The sequence below is a fragment of the Streptomyces sp. NPDC029836 genome (genome assembly GCF_055574495.1).
Map to the genome: position 1 here is coordinate 112,079 of NZ_JBVHZI010000003.1, position 20,454 is coordinate 132,532.

A 20,454-nucleotide genomic window follows, 5' to 3' on the forward strand; every position below is an offset into this window, starting at 1 on the left:
TCGTCCCGGGCCGGCGGCGGTCGCCCGGCGGCGGCCGTCACACGGCGCGGCGGGCCGTGGCGGCCGTCACGGGCTGATCGGCCGCCGGGACAGCGGGGACGAGTACACGACGCTGGTGGTCACCGGGCCCAGGCCCGAGATCCGGCCCGTGACCTCCTCCAGGTGCCCCATCGAACGGGCGGTGACCTTGAGGACGAAGCAGTCGTCCCCCGTGACGTGATGGGCCTCCAGGATCTCCGGGGTGGCTTCGAGGAAGTCGTGGAAGGGCTTGTAGTTGCCGTGCGGGTAGCGCAACCGCACCAGCGCCAGGATGGCCTTGCCCAGCTTCTCGTGGTCGACCACGGCCGTGTAGCCGGTGATGATCCCCGTCTCCTCCAGCCGGCGGACCCGTTCCGTGACGGCGCTCGCGGACATGGACACGGCGCGGGCGAGGTCGGTGAAACTGGCGCGGCCGTCCTCCTGGAGGACGCTCAGGATGCGCCAGTCCGTGGCGTCGGGGGAATAGTCGGTCATCCGTCAGGTGTAGCAGGGGAATCCCCGGACGAACAAGCCGAAGGCCGGGGAAAGTGCCTTCCCTAAGCAGCCTGCGGTTCGTAGATTCGTGTCCATGACGACGACCTCGAACACCCCGGTACCCGCCACCACCGGCGCGAACCCCGTCCTGCGGGTCCCGCCGGCCACCCCGGCCGCCGCCGCCGCGTACTTCGCCGCGAGCCTGGCCTTCCACGCGGACGTGTCGGACGTCGCCGCCGCCTTCGAGGCCCATCGGGAACGGGGCGCCGAGCTCGGCTTCCAACTCGTCGACTCCCGCTCCACCCCGTCCTGGGACCAGGCCCACGTCCCCGGGGCCGTCCACCTCCCCACGGCCCTCGTCCCGGAACAGGCGGACCTGCTCCTCGACCGGAACCTGCCCGTCGTCACCTACTGCTGGGGACCCGGCTGCAACGGCGGCGCCCGCTCCGCCCTCGCCCTGGCCGAACTCGGCTTCCAGGTCAAGGAGATGCTCGGCGGCATCGAGTACTGGATCCGCGAGGGATTCGAGGTCGAGACCTGGCAGGGCTCCGAACGGCGCGCCGGGGCCGACCCGCTGACCGCACCCACCGACTCCGACGACTGCGGCTGCTGAACCGCCGCCGCCACTGCGACGGGCCGCACACCCCCTTGCGGGGAACGTGCGGCCCGTCGGCCCGGCGGGGGCGACGCCCGCGCGGGCGGGGCGGCTCAGAGCTTGGAGAGCTCGTCCACCAGGTCGTCCAGGCCCAGCGAGCCCTGGGACAGCGCCGCCATGTGCCAGGCCTTCAGGTCGAAGGACTCGCCGTGCGCGGCACGGGCGTTGTCCCGGCCCAGCAGCCAGGCGCGCTCGCCCAGCTTGTAGCCGATCGCCTGACCCGGCATCGACAGGTAGCGGGTGAGCTCGCTCGCGATGAAGTCCGCCGGCCGCCCGCTGTGCAGTCCGAAGAACTCCTGCGCCAGGTCGACGGTCCAGTGCTCGCCCGGGTGGAACGGCGAGTCCGCCGGGATCTCCAGGCCCAGGTGCATGCCGATGTCCACGATCACCCGGGCGGCCCGCATCATCTGGCAGTCCAGGTAACCCAGCCGCTGCTCGGCGTCCTTGAGGTAGCCCAGCTCGTCCATCAGGCGTTCCGCGTACAGCGCCCAGCCCTCGACGTTCGCGCTGACCATGCCCACGGTCGCCTGGTAGCGGGAGAGCCGGTCCGCCACGTGCTGCCACTGCGCGAGCTGGAGGTGGTGACCGGGAACGCCCTCGTGGTACCAGGTGGACACCAGGTCGTACACCGGGAACCGGGTCTGTCCCATGGTCGGCAGCCAGGTGCGCCCGGGACGGGAGAAGTCCTCGGAGGGGTTCGTGTAGTACGGCGCCGCCGCACCGCCCGACGGGGCGATCATGGACTCCACCCGCTTGACCCGCTCGGCGAGCTCGAAGTGGGTGCCGTCCAGGTTCTCGATGGCTTCGTCCATCAGGCCTTGGAGCCAGGCCCGGACCTCGTCGACGCCCTCGATGTGGGTGCCGTGCTCCTCCAGGTGCCGCAGCACGTCCCAGGGGCCGGCGCCCGGCAGGATCTTCGCCGCCTCGGTCTTCATCTCGGCGAGCAGCCGGTGGTACTCGGCCCAGCCGTAGGCGTACGCCTCGTCCAGGTCCAGATCGGTGCCGTTGAAGTAGCGTGCCCAGCGGGCGTAGCGCTCGCGGCCCACCGGATCCGGAGCGTCGGCGACGGCCGGGGCGTACACGTCCCGCATCCAGTCCCGCAGTTCGGCCACCGCCGCCGTCGCACCGACGGCCGCCGCGTCCAGCTCCGCGCGCAGGGCCTCGGGGCCGGCGGAGGCGAAGGCGCCGAAGAAGTCCCGGGCGCCGTCCTCGCCCTCGCCGGCCCAGATGCCGAGCTGCTCGACGAAGGTGGCGGCGGGGCGCGGGCTGCCGTACAGCCCGCGTTCCAGACCGAGCGCGAGGCTCTCGCGGTACCCGGCGAGGGCGGCCGGTACGGCGCGCAGCCGCTCGGCGATCGCGGCCCACTCCTCCTCGGTGTCGGCCGGGGTCAGGGTGAAGACCTCGCGGACCGAGTGGGCGGGGGAGTGGATGTTGCTGACGACGCGCAGGTCCTCGTCGGCCTCGTGGACGGCGAGTTCGGCGTTGAGCCGCTCGCGCAGCAGCCGGGCGCAGCGCCGTTCGGCCTCGGTGTCGGCGCCGGGCGACCGCTCGGCGGCGTCGAGCGCGGTCAGGGTGGTGCGCGACAGCTCGGCGGCGGCGGCGCGGCCCGCCGGGGAGAAGTCCGGCAGCTTGCCGGAGCTGGCCGCGACGCCGAGGTAGGTGCCCGTGATCGGGTCGATGGCGATGAGGTCGTCGACGTACGCGTCGGCGACCTGACGGGGCAGACGTGCTGCGCTGTCACTGTGGAGGGTCTCTGACATGCTGCCATCTTCGTACGCGGAACCGCCCCGCGTCATCACCGTGACGGCCCCGGGGACCTGACGCGGGCACCACCTGAGGACCGGCCCCCGGCTCCCCGTGAGCCGACGGACACCGCCCGTACGGAACTTCGCGCGAGGTGGCGGACCCGGCGGCCGGCGAAAGCCGGGCCCCGGAGTTCCCGGTGGGCGGGAGCGCTCCCGCGCCGCGCTCCGCCCGCGCCCCGTCCGGCCTCCAGCGGCGCCCGAGACCCCGCTGCGATGCCGGGCCCGCGGGCGGCCGAGGACCGGGCGTCCGGCGGCTCGGGTGTCAGTGCCGGTGGCCCGGTTCGTACGCGGCCGGGGCGTGCGGGGTTCCGTACGCGGGGCGCGAACCGGCGGGGGTCGCGTCCAGCCGGGCGGTGATCACCAGGGTGCCCTCCTCGATCTGGTAGTCGAGGGGCAGGCCGAGGCCGCGCATCGCCGCGACCATGCCGGTGTTGGAGGCCTGGGTGACGGCGTACACGCTGTCGCAGCCGGCCTCGACGGCCATCGCGAGGAGCCGCCTCAGCAACTCCGAGCCGATGCCGCGACGCTGCCACTCGTCCTCGATGAGCAGGGCCACCTCGGTCTCGTCGCCGTCCCACAGCAGGTGGCCGAGGGCCACGAGCCTGCCGGAGGCGGTCGTCGCGGCGACCGTACGACCGAAGCGCGGGCTCAGCAGGTGGCCGAGGTAGCGGTCGGCGTCGGCGACGGGGCCGTGGTAGCGCAGGCCGAGGGTGCGCTCGGAGCAGCGGTCGTGCATGGCGCGGGCCGCCGGCAGGTCGGAGCCGTCGGCACGGCGCACGGTGATCTCGTTGCCCTCGGGCAGCGTCAGGACGTGCCGACCGCTGGGAACGCGCGGGCCGAGCCGGGCGTCGAGCTCGACGAGGGCGCGGGCCCGGGCGAACTCCGTCGGGGTGAACGGCAGGTACGGCCGCTCCACGGTGATGGCTCCGCCGGAGGGATCGCGCAGCCGCATCACGGTGGCCTCCAGGACGCCTTCCACCGGGGCGTCGGCGCCCGCGTTGGGACGGCCGGACAGGGTGGTCGCCGGGATCGAGTGGATGGTGCAGCGGCCGAGCAACTGACGCAGCGCGAGGGGCAGTTCCGCCGCGTCCAGCGCGGTGCGGGTGGCCAGGCCGAGGACCCGGGTGGGCGTGTCGACCAGGTCGTGGGCGTCGGCGCGCTCGATCCAGGTGCTGTGGCCACCGGCCCGGGCGACGGCCCGGGTGAGTTCGGCGGAGGGCAACTGCTGCGGAGCGCGGAGCAGGAACTCGTCGACCGTGCCGCCCTCGGGGAGGGGGTGGGTCTGCAGGGTCAGGATGTCCACGCCGTTACGGGCGAGGGCGGTGCAGAGCGAGGCCAGGCTGCCGGGTTCGTCCCGTACGGTCGTCCGCATCCGCCACAGCGCGGCGGCCGTACCCGTACCGTTCGTGCCCCCGCCGCCCGCGCCGGTCGTCGCGGACGGGACGGGCGGCGGATCGGAGGGCGCCCCGGCCGGCGGCGGAGCATGACTGTGGCGCCGGGCCCACCAGGTGTGGAAGGCCGCGGTGACCAGGAGCGCCACGGCCGAGGCGACCAGCAGGATCGGGCCCCGGGGACCGTGCACGACGAGATTGGCGATGCCGTCCGCCACGGCCACGGCGCAGAACAGGGCGGCGAGTTCGACGAGGTCACGGCGCCAGTGGTGACGGTGCGGACGGGGCGCGGAGGCGAGGTTACGGTCAGTCATGCACACCACTGTGGCGCAGGGGTGTTGCGTGACCGCGAACGATCTGTGACCGGCTGGTTAAGTGTCGATCCGGCCGGTTTCCGCCGGTTTTCTGCCCGGTTTCCGATACCCGCGCCCGGGCCGGGGCGCGCGGCCCCGAATGCCTCACGCCTGCCCCACGAGGCCGGGCCGCAACACCTTCGTGAACAGTACGCCACCACCCTGGCGGCGCAGCCGGACGGTGAGCTCCCCGCTGTCGCCGTCGATTTCGACCTCCCCGTAGTACGGGGGGTTCTCGGCCGGGGACATGTTGGCCACCGGCGCCGACCGGACGTAGGCCGTCCGCGGCCCGAAGGTCGCGTCGAGCCGCCCGGCGGGGAACCCACCCGCGCCGACCGGCCCGGACACGAACTCCCAGAACGGCTCGAAGTCGCCGAATGCGGCGCGCTCGGGGGCGTAGTGGTTCGCGGCCGTGTAGTGGACGTCGGCGGTGAGCCAGACGGTGCCCGTGATGTGCCGGTGCTTGACGTGGCGCAGCAGCTCGGCGATCTGCAGCTCCCGTCCGAGCGGGGCACCGGGGTCACCCTGCGCGACGGCCTCGAAGTCCGTGGCGCCGTCGGGGACGACGATGCCGAGCGGCATGTCGGAGGCGATCACCTTCCAGGTGGCGCGCGAACGCGACAGCTCCCGCTTCAGCCAGGCCAGTTGTTCCGGGCCGAGGATGCCGACCGGGTCCTCGGCCTGACGGTTCGGGGAGTTGCGGTTGCGGTAGGTCCGCATGTCCAGGACGAACACGTCGAGCAGCGGGCCGTGCCGCATGACCCGGTACATCCGGCCCTCGTCCCGGCCGCCGCGCAGGTCGGTGACGGGGAAGTACTCCCCGAAGGCCCGGCGGGCGCGGGCGGCGAGGACGTCGGCCTCGCGGACGGTGTAGCGCGGGTCGTCGATCAGCTGGCCCGGGTACCAGTTGTTGCGCACCTCGTGGTCGTCCCACTGGGCGAGCACGGGGACCTGCCCGTAGAACGCCCGCAGGTGTTGATCGAGCAGGTTGTAGCGGAAGTTCCCGCGGAACTCGTCGAGCGTCTCGGCGACCTTCGACTTCTCCTCGGTCGTCACGTTCCGCCAGATCCGGCCGTCGGGCAGCGGTACGGCGGCCTGGATCGGACCGTCGGCGTAGATCGCGTCGCCGCTGAACAGGAAGAAGTCGGGATCGCGCAGCCGCATTTCCTCGAAGACGCGGTAGCCGCCGATGTCGGGGTTGATGCCCCAGCCCTGCCCGGCCAGGTCCCCGGACCACACGAAGCGCACGTCGTGGCGGCGGGAGACGGGCGTGGTACGGAACGTGCCGCGCACCGGCTCGCTCGTACGGCGCGGGTCGTCGGGATCGGTGAGGGTGATCCGGTAGTGGATCTGCCGGCCCGGCGGCAGGTCGCGCAGGGTGGTCGTGCCGGTGAAGTCGGTGGCCGGGCCGAGGAAGGGGCCGCCGTGCCGGCGCACCCCGTAGCGGAACGACTCGCTCGGCGAGGTTTCCACGTACATCCGCGCCGGGCGGTCGGAGCGCGTCCAGACGGTGGCCGAGTGCGCGGTGACCTCACCGGACTGCGTCCCCCACCGGGCGACCGGGCGGCCGGAACGGGTGAAGGCCGGGGCGCCCGCGGGGGAGGCCAGGGCGGGCGCGGCGAAGGCGGCGGACAGGGCGAGGCCCAGGGGCAGGGCGAGGGAACCGCCGAGCAGGGACCGTCGGGTGTGCGGCATCGGTGCCATCGGTGCGTCTCCAGGGGCCGGCGGGGACGGGCCGGACCAGTGTGCCGCCGCCCCCCGGCCCGCCCGCGTCGCCCACGCGAACCGCGGATGAACAGCCGTCAGCGGGGGCGGGGTGGGGGCGCGGGGGCGTACGTACGGGAGGCGCGGGGCGGCGTGTGGCGGTGCCCCACCGGGGGCGTCGGGTCCGGGCGGTCGCGGCGGTCCGTGGCTGCGCCGCGGAGCCCGCCGCCCGGCCGTTCGTCGCGTGGATCGTTACGGCCGATCGCCCGCCGCGCGGTCGTCCCGCCGCGCCGGGCCGCCGTGCCCCGGGCGCTCGGGTCAGCCGCCCCGCCCGCCCGGCGGCCCGCCTCCGGCGACCGTCACCAGGCGGCCGGCGGCGTCCGTCGGGCGGGCGCCCGGCGCCCGGTGGCGCCCGTCAGGCCGCGAGCGGTGTCGTGGCCCGGTCCGCCGTGCGGGCGGTGTCGAGGATGACCCGGGCCACGAGCGCCGGATCGTCGTTCATCGGCACGTGGCCGCAGCCCGGGAGCCGCACCAGCCGCGCTCCGGGCAGCGTCTGCTTGGCGCGCACGCCCTGGCGGCGCAGCAACAGCCGGTCCCGGGTGCCCCAGGCGATCGTCACCGGCAGCCCCGGCACGTCGTGCGGGAACCGTACGGAGCCACCCGCCGCCAGCGTCTGCTCGAACCCGGTGGCCCCGCGCAGCGCCAGCGTCTCGGCGACCACGGCCTCCGGAGCGCGCCGCGCCGGGCGGGCGTAGATCGTGCCCGTCAGCGCGGCCCGACCGGCGCCGCTGCGGGAGAGCCGCTCCAGCGCGGGCAGCGGCAGCGCGGCCGCGCCGGCCCGCATCGCGCGGAGCGCGGTGAACGCGTACCGCCGTTCGGGCTCCGACCAGAATCCGGCGGGGGACAGGGCGGTGACCGAGCGGGCCAGGCCGCGGCGCCCCAGGTCCAGCCCCAGCAGTCCACCGAGCGAGTTCCCCGCCACGTGCGGGCGCTCCACGCCCAGTGCGGCACACAGCGCCCCGAGCGCGGGAACGACGGTGTCCAGGTCGTACGGAACACCTGCGGGCAACGCCGGCGACGCGCCGAAGCCCGGCAGGTCGACGGCGATGACGTCGTACTCGGCGGCCAGTACGTCGGCCACCGGGTGCCAGGCCTGGAGGTGGTGGCCGATGCCGTGCAGCAGGAGGAGCGGCTCGCCCGCGCCCTTGCGTTCGTAGGAGACGGTGGCGGGCCGGGTGCCCAGCGGCGAATCGATCGTGAACGAGACCGTGGCGGTCATGCTGCTCCTCGTCGGGTGGACGCGTGTGAGACAGGTCGTCAGTAACGACGTCCCCCATCACTACGGCTCGGTAGCACGCGGCCACAAGCCTTCCGTCAAGAGGAGTGGGAGCGAGAACATCCTGTGAACGGCTTGCTACATATGCCCGATCTGCCCGACAAAGCGGCGAGGATTGGTCTTGACCAAGGGGTGGCGCCGTCCTATCGTCGCAGGGATAGTGCAGGAACCTTTAATAAACAAAGGCGCGGAACTGCGGCGCACAACCGCCGCTGGTACACGGCGAAGCGGCGAATGCAGGAGGAGTCAGGGTGGGGACCACGCAGCTCGAATCAGTGCCGGAGCCGAAGTACTGGCACCTGAAGAACGTCCTCAGCGAGGCGCTCGACCAGGACTTCGCCGTGGGCGAGGTGCTGCCGAACGAGCGCGAACTCGCCGCCCGCTTCGGAGTCGCCCGGGCCACCCTGCGCCAGGCGCTGGAGCAGCTCGAACTCGAAGGACGCCTCCAGCGCCGTCGCGGCGTCGGCACCACGGTCGCCCCGCCGCGCGTGGGCGTCGCCGTCGGCAGCACCCGGCACAGCTGGCCCGGCGAGAGCGCTGACGGCTGGGAGCCCGTCGACGCCACCGACGGCATTCCCGTCGCCGCGGTCCTGAAGGTCCTCGGCACGCCCGCCGACCAGCCCGTGCACACCGTCCGGCGGACCCGCGTCACGCAGGGCCAGGCCGTCGCCGCCGAGCTGCTGTACGTGCCCGCGGCCACCGTACCGGGGCTCTCCGCCATCGACGCCCCCGCCGGGCCCGCCCGGGCGCGCGCCGTCCTGCGGGAACTCCAGCGCCTCGCGCTCGACGGACAGGACCGCTCGGTGGAGCTGGGTTCGGCCCGCGCCGACGACGCCAAGGAACTGGACCGCCTTCCCGGCGCCCCCGTGCTCCTCGTCACCACCCGGTACTTCACCGCCGCCGGGACCGCCGCCGTCTCGGTGGCCACGTACCGAGCCGACACCTGCCGCCTCACCTTCGGCGACTCCGGGGTCGAGATCACCGAAACCCGCGCCGCGTCCTGACCCGACGCCGCACCCCGGGAGCGGGGTGCGGCGGTACGCGCACCGGGGCTGGGCCGCCGAGCGGCGCTCGGAGCGGGTCCCACGACCGTCGGGCCCCTCCCGCCCCCACCCCCGCCGCACCGCACGGTCCCGCGGAGCCGGACGGCCGGCATCCCCGCGGCGACGGCACGAGGGGCGTCCTCTCACTCCGCGTCGGGCCGGCCCCAGTCCGGTGGCAGCAGGCGCCACGAGTCGTGGCGGAGCCACTCACCGAAGGTGACCGGCCGGGCGCCGCCGCCCGGGTGGTCGAGGGACAGCGGGAGGATCAGGTCACGGGAGGCGCGGCCGTCCCACCACACCGTGCCCGCGAGGGGACCGGACACCGCCGGCAGCGTACTGAAGCCGCAACCGTTCTCCTGGAGCCGCAGGGTCCCGGCCGTCTTGGCGTACTGGAAGGTACTGGACGACCTCGTATTCCTGGTCCCACGCGTCGTGGGCGGCGATGTGCGCCCGCACGTCCGCGAAGTCCTCCGGGAGCGGTTCGCGCGCGGCCAACTCGTCTTCGCGGGCGTAGGAGTCGGGGTGGGTGCGGGAACGGCATCCGCACCGACGCCGCGGGCCAGTACTCGTCGAACCCCCAATCCCAATCCCGAGCTCACGCTCGACCGGGGCGACCTCGGACCCGGTCAGGGGCGATGACACCGACGACTGACGCAGACCCCGAAGGTAACGCCCGGTCGTCATCGCCGTCGCCGTCGCCGTCGCCGTCGCCGTCGCCGTCGCCGTCGCAGCGGGAGCGGGCGGCCGCGCCGACGCGCGGGCTGAGATACTCGGGCCGGGGTGACGAAGTGACGGGAAGCGGGGGGCGATCGGACGTGACGGTGCCTGCTCGGACGGGGTCGGCGCCTGGTGCGGGCTGGATATCGCGTGCCGCGACGGCAACGGACGTCGAGGTGATCGCGGGGTTGCGGGCCACGGTCATGCGGTCGGACTTGGTACGCCTCGGTCGCTACGACGAGCACCGGGTGCGGCAACGGCTGCGGGACTCCTTCTCGCCGCAGCACACGTCGATCATCTCGATCGACGGGGAACTCGTCGGGTGCGTCACGGTCCGTCCCTCCGAGGGTAGGCAGTGGCTTGAGCACTTCTACCTCGCGCCGCACTGTCAGGGCCGGGGCCTCGGATCCGCCGTCCTGCGCACGGTGCTGGAGCGGACGGACGCCCATGGCATGACGGTGGGCTTGAACGTCCTGCAGGGCAGCGCGGCCCGTCGGCTCTACGAGCGCCACGGTTTCGTCGTGGAGACGCAGGACCCGATCGACGTCTTCATGGCCCGCCCGCCCGGGGCGACACCGTTGCGAGAGCCGGACCAGCCGCGGTCCGCCGGCCACGGCCCGACGTGACGGTGACCGCCCGGATTCCTCGAACCCGCGCAAGAAGCGCGCCCGTACAGCCTCGCCCCTCCGACATCCCGGCGGCGTCTCCAGTACCGCTGTACCGTCCTCGGCCGGCCCCGACCCGGCTTTCGGGGCCGGTCCCGGCTCCGCCTCAGGCCTGGCTCCCGTTACGGCCGCAGCCCCGGGCACGGCTCCGGCCCTGGTTCCCGCCTTGCCCGGGTCACGGCCCCACCTCGGGCCTGTCGCGGCCCGGCCTCGGGCCTTGCCCCGGCCTCGGGCCCCGGGCCCGGCCTCTGGCCTCGGCCCCGGCCTCTGGCCCCGGCCTCTGGCCTCGGCCTCCGCCCCGGCCTCTGGCCCCAGCCTCGGGCCCGGCCTGCGGCCCGGCTTCGGGTACGGCCTCCGGTTCTCGCCTCTGGCCGCGGCCGCGGCCCAGGGCTTCAGCGGCGGGCGGTGACCGTTTTTTCCACCGCGAAGAGCTCTTCCTCCACGTGATCCAGGGCGAGCCGCAACGCCCCGGTGGCCACGGCGGCTTCTCCGAGCATGGAGAGCACCACCCGTGGCGAACGCAGGCAGTAGCGCTCCAGCTCCCGGCGCAGCGGTTCGAGAACCCCGTCCAGACCGGCGGCCCAGCCGCCGAGGACCACCAGCTCCGGATCCATCGCCAGCACGAGCGCGGCCACATCGTGCACCAGCCGCTGGAGGAACCGCTCCACGGCGGCCACCGCCCGCTCGTCGCCCCGTTTGGCCATCGCGAACACCTCGGCGACCGCTGGCTCGTCCAGGGGGTGCAACGGCTCGCCGGTCGTCGACAGCAGTCGCTCGGGTGTGGCCTCGCGCCCCAGCAGGTGCAGGGCGCCGATCTCGCCGGCCGCGCCGCCGAACCCCCGGTGCAGTCGGCCGCCGATCAGCGAGCCCGCGCCCGGGCTGAGTCCGGCCATCACGAACACCATGTCGTCGGTGTCCCGCGCGGCCCCCTTCCAGTGCTCGGCGACCGCCGCCGCGTTGGCGTCGTTCTCCACCTGCACCGGGCACCGGAACGAACGCCGCAGCCGTTCCCCGAGCGGCAGCCCCGTCCAGCCGGGCAATGCCGTGCCGAGGCGGACCGTCCCGTCCGCCTCCACGATCCCGGGACTGCCGACGCCGACCGCCCGCAGCGAGTCGCGGGGGATCCCGGCCCGGCGCAGCAGGTCGGCCACGGCCGCCCTGACCCGCTCCAAGCGTTCATCGGCCGACGCGTTCTCGGCGACGTCCTTGGTTCCGGCGCCGATCACCCGACCGTCAAGCCCGGACAGCAGGACCGCGACGCGGTGCGAACCGATCTCGATGCCCAGTAGATGCCCGGCCTCGGCCCGGAAGCGGAACCGTCGCGCGGGCCGGCCCTGTCGGCGCGTGCCTTCCTCCGCGTCGGCCTCGACGACGAGCCCGGTCCCGATCAGTCCCTCCACGACGCCCTCGACCGTCGGACGGGACAACCCGGTCACCCGGGTGAGATCCGTGAGGGTCGGCGATTCGGCCGCGCGCAGCGCCCGGAGCACGACGGCCGAATTGATTCGCCGGAGCAGAGAAGGATCCCCGCCGGTCAGCTGCCCCAACGTGTGTCCTCCCAGCTAGCGGCCCTATCAGCCGGATGGTACTGCCTGTCCGGCGCGGCGGCGAGAAGCAGCCCCCCAAGTTCGGAATCGGCCCCTCCTCTCAGGCCGGTGCGACGAATCCGGACTCGTACGCGGTGATCACCGCCTGGGTCCGGTCACGAGCCCCCAACTTGCCCAGAATGGCGCTCACGTGGGACTTCACCGTCTCGGTGCCGACGATCAGTTCGCCGGCGATCTCCACGTTCGTCAGTCCGCGCGCCATCAGCCGCAGGACCGCCTCCTCGCGCTCGGTCAGAGCCGCCCGCTTCAGGGCGGTACGTGCCTCGCGGTTGCCGTACTCGGCGGCAAGGGCCCGGACGGCCGCGGGGAACAGGAGCGTGTCCCCCTCGGCCACCAGCCTGACCGCGTGCACGATCTCCGCGGGGCGGGCCCGCTTCAACAGGAACCCGTCCGCTCCGGCGCGCAGCGCCTGGTAGACGTACTCGTCGTTCTCGAAGGTCGTGACGACCAGGATCTTCGGCGGCGAGTCCACCGACCGCAGGACCGCCCGTGTCGCCTCGATGCCGTCGAGCAGCGGCATCCGTACGTCCATCGCCACCACGTCGGGACGCAACTGGCGCACGAGCGGGATGACGGCGGCCCCGTCGGCGGCTTCCCCCACCACCTCGATGTCGGGCTGGGAGTCCAGTACGGCGCGCAGACCCGCGCGCACCAGAGGTTCGTCGTCGACGAGCAGTACGGTAACCGGCATCCGGTCAGCGTATTCGCTCCAGCGGGAGCCGGGCGTGCACCCTCCAACCGCCGTCGCGCGGACCGGTCTCGGCTTCGCCCCCGAGCAGCGCCGCCCGCTCCCGCATCCCGCGGAGTCCGCTCCCGGATCGGCTCGACAGTACCGGCCGTTCGGGCAGCGGGTTCGTCACCTCCAGGTCCAGCCGGCCCGGTGACACCTCCACACGCACCCGCACGGGCACCGGACCGCAATGCCGCAGCACGTTGGTGAGGGCCTCCTGCAGGATCCGGTACCCCTCCCGGGTGACCGGTCCCGGCAACTTCTCCAGCGCACCCGTCAGTTGTGCGTCGACCTGCGCCCCCGCAGCCCGGGCCGACTCCAGGAGCCGGTCGGCCTCCGCCAGCGTGGGGCGTTGTGAAGGGGGTTGCGCGGACTCGCGCAGGACCAGCAGAACCCGCTCCAGATCCTCCAGCGCCGCCCGGCCCGTTTCCTCGATGGCGTTCAGCGCCCTGTCGGTGAACTCCGGGTCCTTGGCCGATCGCGCCGCCCCTGCCTGTACGACGGCCACGGTCAGCGCGTGCCCGATGGAGTCGTGCAGTTCCCGCGCGATCCTGGTCCGCTCCAACAACTGCTCCGTGCGGGCCTCCAGCGCGGTCAGCCGCTCGGCCGCCGAGGGCCCCAGCAACCGCCGGGCGATCCTCGTGATCATCTCGCCGAGCAGCACCACGACGACGATGAGCACGACCAGCGGTACGGGTGCGAGAACGGCCGCGACCCAGCGCGGGGGAGCGAAGGAGAGCGTCAGGTCCGGGTTCAGGGGATGCCCTACAGCGGTCGCGACGAACTCCACGGACATCAACGGCAGCCAGACCGTCGCGAACATGGCCGCTCCGGCCACCACCAGCCGAACCTCCAGCCACAGCAACGTCCGCCACCGGTCGCTCCAACGCACCGAGGCGGTGGTGCTGATGCCGTCGGCCTCGCCGGCGCCCCGCAAGCCGCTGACGCCACCCATGCCACCTGTCAGGGAGTCCCGGTTCTGTGGGGTCAGCAGGAACTGGGCCTGGAGCCCCTCGGCCAGCCGCACCCACGGCACGAAGCCGAACGGTATGACGATCAACAGGGGCATCCAGGGTTGGCTGGGGTTGATGAACATCCAGATGGCCAGCAGCAGCAGGGGAACGCACAAGTGCAGCCAACGCGAGTACGTCACCGGCTGAAACGGCGCACGGAGCAGTTTGTACATGCCTTCATCCTGGCAGCGCGCCTGCCTGGAGCGTCTCCCCCGCGTGGGGGAGACGGCACCCCCGCGTGGGGGAGGAAGCAGGGCGCTGCGCGGGCGAATCTTGAGCCATGAACCGCATCGAGATCAGCGAACTGACCAAGGACTACGGCACCCACAGGGTCGTGGACCACCTCACCTTCGACGTCCTGCCGGGTCGCGTCACCGGCTTCCTGGGGCCCAACGGCGCCGGAAAGTCCACGACGATGCGCCTCCTGCTGGGTTTGACCCGACCGACCACCGGCGTCGCCACCATCGGTGGCCGCAAGTTCACCGACCTGCGCGATCCGCTGCGCGAGGTCGGCGCCCTGCTCGACCCCCAGGCCGCACACGGCGGACGCCGGGCCCGTGACCACCTGCTCGCCCTCGCGGCGAGCAACAGCATTCCCGTTCCGCGGGTGGACGCGGTCCTGGAACAAGTGGGCCTGGCGGCGGTGGCCAGGAATCGGGTGGCCACCTTCTCACTGGGGATGAGGCAGCGCCTCGGCATAGCGGCCGCGCTCCTGGGAGATCCGGGGGTACTGCTGCTGGACGAGCCGACCAACGGCCTTGATGCCGAAGGCATCATCTGGATCCGCGAGCTGATGCGCCGCCTCGCAGCGGACGGCCGTACCGTCCTCGTCTCCAGTCACCTCATGTCCGAGTCCGCCTCGTTCGTGGACCACCTGGTCGTACTCGGACAGGGCAGGCTCCTCGCCGACAGCTCCCTGAAGGACTTCATCGACGCCCGCAGCACACCTCGGGTGCGGCTGCGGACCACGGAGCCGGACCGGTTGCGGGCCGCGCTCGACCACGCCCGATTCGCGATGACCCCCGCCGAGGAGGGGCGTTGGTTCGTGGACGGCATGGCCGCCGAGCGGCTCGGAATTCTCGCCGCCCGCGAGGGCATCCCCTTGCTGGAGCTCACCGACGAACGGGCCTCACTGGAACAGGCCTACCTCGATCTGACCGCCGACCGCACTCCCTTCGCCGCCCACGCCGCCTGACGTCATGACAGGAGTCACAGCCATGATGACCACGACCACTCGGCCCACACCGGCGGGGCTCGGATCCGCCCTGCCGACCGTGCCGGTGCTGCGCTCGGAATGGATCAGGATACGTTCGGCCCGAGCGGTCCTCGGGTCGCTGCTGGCGGTCTTCGCCACGACAGCCGGCATCACGGTCCTCACCGCCGCCTCGATCGGTACGTCCGAGGCGGATGCCCTGGGGGACGATCGTCTGCTCGGAGCCTTCTTCGGCATCAACTTCGGGCAGATAGCGGCCGTCGCCTTCGGTGCCACGGCGTTCGCCGGTGAGTTCCGCAACGGCGCGTTGCGGGTCTCCCTCACCGCCGTGCCGAACCGGACCGCGCTCTACCTGTCCAAGGTCACCGTCGTCGCCGGACTCGTCCTCGCCGTAGGGCAGGTCACCGGCCTCGTCACCTTCCTCGCCTGGCAGGCCTGGAGGGGTGACCACGCTCTCTCCCTGGATGACCCCGGGGCGCTCCGGGCCGTGTTCGGGAGCGGGGTCTACCTGATGCTGATCGCCCTCCTTGCGGCCGGTCTGACGGCCCTGGTGCGCAGCGGCACTCTGGTGATGAGCCTGCTCGTACCCTTCTTGCTGATCCTGCCCTTCGTCGTCGGTCAGGTGGTCGGCGGGGGCGTGGAGTTCTTGCCCGATCGGGCAGGCCAGCTGGTGATGAGGACGGAAGCGCCGGGAACCCTCGGCCCTTGGACGGGGCTCGGGGTGACTGCGATATGGGCTGTGGCGGCCCTGACCGTCGGGTGGTTCGCGGTGCGACGCCGCGACGCGTGACGAAGGGCCAGATGTCAGTGGGCCCCGGAATACTGATGATATGACCACGGGAGAGCAACTCGACCTGATCGACCGGCTGCGGGCGCAGGCCTTCGTGGACGTGCCGGTCCGGCTCGGCCGGCACACCAGTGGCCCGGGATACCACCTCGTCCGGCTCGGCGGGACCCGGGACTTCTGGGAGGACGACGGTTCGTACCGTGCCGAGGCACTCGATCAGATCGGGGCCGAGTACGGGGCGCTCACCCAAGCGTTGACCGACCGTTGGGGAGAACCGCAGGTCTTCTCGCCATACTCCCTCACCCTCCGCGCCCTCGCGGGAGAGGAGATACCGCAGCCGTGGCAGGAGCTGAGCCACACCACCGACCACCTGCACCTGTGGCGGGCCGCGGAGAGTTGGTTGGTGGCGGGTGTGGCCCAGTGGGGCGAACACGACCCCTACCTGTTGATGGCGGCAGTCACGGTGGTCGACCCGCCGTAGCGCCCACCGATCCCGGCCCCGCCGCACGGGTGACCGGCCGGGCGGGGTGGGGTCCGCAGCGCGCCGGGGCCCGGTGAACCCGGGGTCCGGTCGGCGGACGGTCGGGATCGGTGGTGGGCCGGTCGGATTCCGGAGCTGGGGCAACGGGCGCGGGGCCGATCCGGGGTCAGGACGCGGGTGGGGGTTCGGCGGCAGCGCGCAGGCGGCCGTACTCCTGGGCCATGGAATCGGCCGTCCAGTGGGCGTTGAGGCCACTGGGATTGGGCAGGGCCCAGATCCGGGTGGCGCCGATGGTGCGTTCCTGAGGGCCGATGGCAGCCTTCCGATCGCCGAAGGCGGTGCGGTAGGCGGTGACGCCGACCACGGCCAGCCACTGGGGGCGCAGGGCCTCCACCTTGGCCGTCAGGATCCGACCGCCCTCGACGTACTCCTCGGCGCTGAGCTCGTCGGCGCGGGCGGTGGCCCGGGCCACGACGTTGGTGAGACCGAGACGGTAGGAGAGCAGCTCCCGCTGTTCCTCCGGAGCCAACCGGCGGGGCGTGAACCCCGACAGGTGCACAGTTATCTGCACTACCTCTCCTCGTTGGTCTCGGTGCTGGTACCCGAGATCGACGAGGAGAGTACGAGTGGACCTGCGTCACGAACTGATGGAGGGGCGGGCGGATATTCCCCGCGTTGGGGCGGTGATCCCAACGAGGAGGGTGCACCCTCCGTACATCGTCGTCAATGGGTACGACGACGAGATCAAACCGGCCACCGAGTACCTGCGAGACCTGGCCTTGAGCGACAGCAGTCCGCTGACGATCCGCAGCTACGGATACGGTCTGCTGCGCTGGTTCCGACTGCTGTGGCTGCTCGGAGTCGGTTGGGAGAGGGCGACCGAGGCCGAAACGGCGGTCCTGGCCGGATGGCTGCGGACGGCGTCGAACCCCCAGCGTCAGCGGAAGTCAGCCGATGGCCCTGTTCCGGGCTCGGTGAATCTGCGCACAGGCAAGCCGGTCCTACGCGCCGGCTACGCGCCACGGACGATCAACCACGCTCTATCGGTGGTGAGCGGGTTCTACGAGTTCCACGCTCACCAGGGCAACGGGCCAGTCACCAACCCCGTCCCGATCTCCCCGCAGCGGCGCCGCGCTCTCGCGCATCGCAGCCCGTTGGAGCCCAGGCCGGTGCTCGGCAGGGCCCGGCTGCGGCAGAGGGTGGCAGACCGGCCGCCGCGGTCGATCCCTGATCATCTTTGGGACGAATTGTTCGAGCGCATGGGATGCGAACGCGACCGCGCCCTCCTGGAGTTCTACGTCTCCAGCGGCGCCCGTGCCGAGGAACTGCTCGGCGTCGGCATCGGTGACCTTGATTGGGCTGGCCAGCGCGTCTATGTGACCTCGAAAGGCTCGCGGGAGCGCCAGCCCATCCCGGCTTCGCCGCAGGCATTCGTGCGCCTGGCCCGCTATCTCGACGAGATCGGCACCCCGCCCGCAGACGAGCCGTTGTGGCGGGCTCGCCGAGGGGCAGATCGGCCCTTGTCCTACTGGGCGATGAGGCGCATCCTCCAGCGCGCCAACAAGGAGTTGGGCACCAACTGGACGCTTCACGACCTGCGGCACACCGCTGCAAGCCGCATGGCCAACGGCGGCAAGCTCACGCTGCCTGAGGTGCAGGCCATCCTGCGGCACGCCAACATCCAGACGACCAGTCGCTATCTGGCGGTGCGCGTCGAGGAGCTCTTCGACAAGCTCACCGAGCACTACAACACCCCGCGTGTTGAGCGGAGCTACCCCACCGGCTACGACGTTGCCGACATTGCGGCGGTGTTCGGTGCCTAAGTCGCAGCTCAGCCCCACGACGGGCGCTAGCCGGCGGCACGGCCCGGTTGCCGAGGGTCTTGCGTTCGCCAGCCGCTTCGTCGGAGGACCGATCAAGCCTGAAGCGGCCGTTGCCGCGGTTCCGCCCCGCCCGCATGGCGAACTGTCCGTCGCCTCCATCGCCCACATCGGCAGGCTCGCCGCCACAGTGTGGGAGGACGCGGGGAAGTCGACCCGTGACCAGCGTGCCCAAGCGACCCGCTGCGTGCTGGAATACCTACTCGACTTCCCCGGCCAGACGTGGCAGGAACGATGGGATGCCAGTCCGATCGGACAAGGGCTGGTCGGCGCGAACACTCTGGGCACCCGACGCACCACTGGTATGGCCATCCCTCCTGGTGTTCGGGCGCTCTACTGCCTGCGCGTCATTCAGCCCTCCCTGCTTACCTTCCGGCGCAACGTCCTGCACAACTTCGCGCCCATGTTCATCGCTGCCCAGGAGGACCCACTCCTGGACAAGTACGCCGCCCAGGTCCAGGCTCACCCGCTCCGACATATCCACCGTCGGGAGGCCCTGTCCGAGTTGTGCACTCTGCTCGCGGTTCAGGGGGTGGCCCTCGGCGATGTGACGGCCCCCGCCGTCCTGCACTTCACCCAGGAGAACCGCAGGGTACGCGGTGCTCTTCAACCGGGGAACAAGGTGGCCAACCGGCTGGTCGGTCAGGGGATGTGGAACATCCTGCACAGGATGGGGCACTTCCCGCCGTCGACGCCGGCCACGCTGAGAGCCGCCCTGATGCGCGGCCAGCGCACTGTCGAGGAAATGGTCGATCAGTACCCCATCCGCAACCAGTCGGTGCGGGGACTGCTGATCGCATACTTCACACGACGCAGGGTCGACACGGACTACTCCACGCTGAAGCAACTCGTGCTGCTGGTCGCCCATCACTTCTGGGAGAAGATCGAGCGGGTCAATCCCGACCAAGCCGACCTGCGGATTTGTCCCGACCACTACGCGGCCTGGCGACAGATGATCACCGTCAAAGAGGACGGCAAGCCCCGTGCCGGCCAGGACAGCATCGTCATCGCGGTTCGCAGCCTCTACTTCGACTTGCACACCTGGGCCGCCGAAGAACCCGAACGCTGGGCACAGTGGGTCGCCCCCTGTCCTGTCCCGCCCAGCGAACTCCACGGCCTCGGCACCCGCCGCCGACGGATCAACGAACGCTCAGCCAACCGCACCCGGCAACGACAGCCGCTGCTGCCCGTGCTGGTCGAGCACGTGGAGACGCGCTACGACCGCGCCCGCTTGCTCCTGGAACGGGCCAACAAAGCAGCGGACGGAGAACTCTTCACTCATGACGGAATCGAGTACCGGCGCGTCACCACGGAGTCCGACCGTAAACTCCTCCGCCATGGTGATGCGGTGCCGACACGCGTCATCGAGGAGGCCACCGGCCAGATCATCCACGTTGGGACCGAGGAGGAAGCAGCTTTCTGGGAGTGGGCGATGGTGGAGACCCTGCGGCACTCCGGAGTACGGGTGGAAGAGCTCGTCGAGCTCACCCATCTGAACGTTCGGCAATACCAGCGGGAAAATGGTGAGGTCATCGCGTTGCTGGTGATCGCCCCGTCGAAAACCGACCGCGAGCGCGTCATCCCGATGTCCGCCGAACTTTTCCATGTCATCGCATCGATCATTCGCCGGCACACCCGGACCGGTCGCCCGATTCCCCTCGTCAGCAGGTACGACTCACACGACAAAGAGTGGGGTGCCCCCATGCCGTTTCTCTTCCAACGGCAGAACGGTACAACGCCCGCGGTGTTCAGCACGCACGCCGTCCAGGAGGTGATCAGTCGGCGCGGCCAGGCACTGTCAGAGGTCCACCCCGGTTTCCGCGGACTGAAGTTCACTCCGCATGACTTCCGCCGAATCTTCGCGACGGAGCTAGTCAATAGTGGCCTGCCGATCCACATCGGAGCGGCGCTGTTGGGCCACCTCAACATCCAGACCACCCGCGGTTACGTCGCAGTCTTCGATGAGGATGTCGTCCGCCACTACCAGGAGCATCTCCACCGACGACGGCAAGTCCGGCCCGAGGGCGAGTACTGCGACGCAACGGATCAGGAATGGGACGAGTTCGAGGAACACTTCGACCGACGCAAGGTCGAACTCGGCTCCTGCGGACGCCCCTACGGCACCCCCTGCCAACATGAACACGCGTGCATTCGCTGCCCGATGCTGCACGTCAATCCGAAGATGTTGTCCCGCCTCGAAGAACTCGAAGCCGACCTGCTCGAACGCCTACGGCGAGCTACTGAAGAGGGCTGGGTCGGAGAGATCGAAGGGATCAACCTTACACTCACCTTCCTGCGGGGGAAGCGAGACGAGACCCGACGGCGGGTCCAACGGCCCACGGTCGATCTGGGTATCCCGAAGCCCCGCAGCGCTCCCTAAACGTAGGAGAGTCTTTTGGCGAGTTGCCTATACGCAGTCGTCCAGTCGATGGGACTGCATATCTAGATCGTCAATAGGTGATCTGGTTCAGAAGTTCATATGTCAGATTCCCCAGCGATTCGCCAGCGACAGCGTTGCCAGCTGGGTTTAGCGGCGCGCCGAACGTTGAGGCTCAAGCTGG

Annotated in this window: 18 protein-coding genes; 8 read left to right on the forward strand and 10 right to left on the reverse strand. The window is 71.6% G+C overall.

Features of this window, described 5'->3' with window-relative positions; translation table 11 throughout:
• Positions 1 to 66: 66 nt before the first annotated feature.
• Positions 67 to 513 carry an Lrp/AsnC family transcriptional regulator gene (locus ACZ4XJ_RS11390; protein ID WP_362883457.1) on the reverse strand — a complete coding sequence of 149 codons (447 nt, stop codon included), beginning with the start codon at positions 511 to 513 and terminating at the stop codon, positions 67 to 69.
• Between the two features lie 94 nt (positions 514 to 607).
• Here ACZ4XJ_RS11390 and ACZ4XJ_RS11395 point away from each other — a divergent pair, with 94 nt between their 5' ends.
• The gene (locus ACZ4XJ_RS11395; protein ID WP_362883456.1) at positions 608 to 1,126 is read left to right on the forward strand and encodes a rhodanese-like domain-containing protein; all 519 of its coding nucleotides are present in this window, start codon (positions 608 to 610) and stop codon (positions 1,124 to 1,126) included.
• Positions 1,127 to 1,221: 95 nt separating this feature from the next.
• Here the strand turns inward: ACZ4XJ_RS11395 and ACZ4XJ_RS11400 are convergent, their stop codons facing one another.
• From ACZ4XJ_RS11400 to ACZ4XJ_RS11415, 4 genes are all read right to left on the reverse strand, one after another.
• On the reverse strand, positions 1,222 to 2,928 hold the full coding sequence (locus ACZ4XJ_RS11400; protein WP_468496011.1) for a DUF885 domain-containing protein: 1,707 nt from the start codon (positions 2,926 to 2,928) through the stop codon (positions 1,222 to 1,224).
• A gap of 307 nt (positions 2,929 to 3,235) precedes the next feature.
• The gene (locus tag ACZ4XJ_RS11405; protein WP_362883454.1) at positions 3,236 to 4,678 is read right to left on the reverse strand and encodes a GNAT family N-acetyltransferase; all 1,443 of its coding nucleotides are present in this window, start codon (positions 4,676 to 4,678) and stop codon (positions 3,236 to 3,238) included.
• Between the two features lie 144 nt (positions 4,679 to 4,822).
• A complete protein-coding gene (locus ACZ4XJ_RS11410; protein ID WP_468496274.1) occupies positions 4,823 to 6,412 on the reverse strand; it encodes an alkaline phosphatase D family protein in 1,590 nt (529 codons plus the stop codon).
• Positions 6,413 to 6,836: 424 nt separating this feature from the next.
• Positions 6,837 to 7,700, reverse strand: a complete 864-nt coding sequence (locus ACZ4XJ_RS11415) for an alpha/beta fold hydrolase (RefSeq protein WP_362883453.1) — start codon at positions 7,698 to 7,700, stop codon at positions 6,837 to 6,839.
• Between the two features lie 308 nt (positions 7,701 to 8,008).
• On the opposite strand from ACZ4XJ_RS11415, the gene ACZ4XJ_RS11420 reads away from it, so the two are divergent.
• Positions 8,009 to 8,761 (forward strand): GntR family transcriptional regulator, encoded by a 753-nt coding sequence (locus ACZ4XJ_RS11420; RefSeq protein ID WP_468496012.1) that lies wholly within the window; start codon positions 8,009 to 8,011, stop codon positions 8,759 to 8,761.
• Positions 8,762 to 8,943: 182 nt separating this feature from the next.
• On the opposite strand, the gene ACZ4XJ_RS11425 is transcribed toward ACZ4XJ_RS11420, so the two are convergent.
• Entirely contained in the window at positions 8,944 to 9,123 is a 180-nt protein-coding gene (locus ACZ4XJ_RS11425; RefSeq protein ID WP_362883451.1) for a hypothetical protein, read from the reverse strand.
• A gap of 570 nt (positions 9,124 to 9,693) precedes the next feature.
• Between ACZ4XJ_RS11425 and ACZ4XJ_RS11430 the strand changes: the two genes are divergently transcribed.
• Positions 9,694 to 10,143, forward strand: coding sequence for a GNAT family N-acetyltransferase (locus ACZ4XJ_RS11430; RefSeq protein WP_468496013.1), 450 nt, complete (start codon positions 9,694 to 9,696; stop codon positions 10,141 to 10,143).
• A gap of 431 nt (positions 10,144 to 10,574) precedes the next feature.
• On the opposite strand, the gene ACZ4XJ_RS11435 is transcribed toward ACZ4XJ_RS11430, so the two are convergent.
• The 3 genes from ACZ4XJ_RS11435 to ACZ4XJ_RS11445 form a co-directional block, all read right to left on the reverse strand.
• Positions 10,575 to 11,729 (reverse strand): ROK family transcriptional regulator, encoded by a 1,155-nt coding sequence (locus ACZ4XJ_RS11435; protein WP_362883450.1) that lies wholly within the window; start codon positions 11,727 to 11,729, stop codon positions 10,575 to 10,577.
• A gap of 100 nt (positions 11,730 to 11,829) precedes the next feature.
• The gene (locus ACZ4XJ_RS11440) at positions 11,830 to 12,480 is read right to left on the reverse strand and encodes a response regulator transcription factor (protein ID WP_362883449.1); all 651 of its coding nucleotides are present in this window, start codon (positions 12,478 to 12,480) and stop codon (positions 11,830 to 11,832) included.
• Positions 12,481 to 12,484: 4 nt separating this feature from the next.
• A complete protein-coding gene (locus ACZ4XJ_RS11445; RefSeq protein ID WP_468496014.1) occupies positions 12,485 to 13,705 on the reverse strand; it encodes a sensor histidine kinase in 1,221 nt (406 codons plus the stop codon).
• Between the two features lie 107 nt (positions 13,706 to 13,812).
• Here ACZ4XJ_RS11445 and ACZ4XJ_RS11450 point away from each other — a divergent pair, with 107 nt between their 5' ends.
• Genes ACZ4XJ_RS11450 through ACZ4XJ_RS11460 form a run of 3 tightly spaced genes read left to right on the forward strand, consistent with a single transcriptional unit; the run spans position 13,813 to position 16,013 of the window.
• The gene (locus tag ACZ4XJ_RS11450; RefSeq protein ID WP_362883446.1) at positions 13,813 to 14,727 is read left to right on the forward strand and encodes an ATP-binding cassette domain-containing protein; all 915 of its coding nucleotides are present in this window, start codon (positions 13,813 to 13,815) and stop codon (positions 14,725 to 14,727) included.
• Between the two features lie 25 nt (positions 14,728 to 14,752).
• Positions 14,753 to 15,535, forward strand: a complete 783-nt coding sequence (locus ACZ4XJ_RS11455) for an ABC transporter permease (RefSeq protein WP_468496275.1) — start codon at positions 14,753 to 14,755, stop codon at positions 15,533 to 15,535.
• Between the two features lie 40 nt (positions 15,536 to 15,575).
• Positions 15,576 to 16,013 carry a hypothetical protein gene (locus tag ACZ4XJ_RS11460; protein ID WP_362883444.1) on the forward strand — a complete coding sequence of 146 codons (438 nt, stop codon included), beginning with the start codon at positions 15,576 to 15,578 and terminating at the stop codon, positions 16,011 to 16,013.
• A gap of 166 nt (positions 16,014 to 16,179) precedes the next feature.
• Here ACZ4XJ_RS11460 and ACZ4XJ_RS11465 read toward each other — a convergent pair whose 3' ends face one another.
• Complete coding sequence (locus ACZ4XJ_RS11465; RefSeq protein ID WP_468496015.1) at positions 16,180 to 16,584, reverse strand: mismatch-specific DNA-glycosylase; 405 nt, start codon at positions 16,582 to 16,584, stop codon at positions 16,180 to 16,182.
• 55 nt (positions 16,585 to 16,639) lie between these two features.
• Between ACZ4XJ_RS11465 and ACZ4XJ_RS11470 the strand changes: the two genes are divergently transcribed.
• Entirely contained in the window at positions 16,640 to 17,836 is a 1,197-nt protein-coding gene (locus tag ACZ4XJ_RS11470) for a tyrosine-type recombinase/integrase (RefSeq protein WP_468496016.1), read from the forward strand.
• Positions 17,829 to 20,273: a tyrosine-type recombinase/integrase gene (locus tag ACZ4XJ_RS11475; RefSeq protein ID WP_468496017.1), complete on the forward strand. Its 2,445-nt coding sequence runs from the start codon at positions 17,829 to 17,831 to the stop codon at positions 20,271 to 20,273. The genes ACZ4XJ_RS11470 and ACZ4XJ_RS11475 overlap by 8 nt, the downstream gene beginning before the upstream one ends.
• The last annotated feature ends 181 nt before the right edge of the window (positions 20,274 to 20,454 follow it).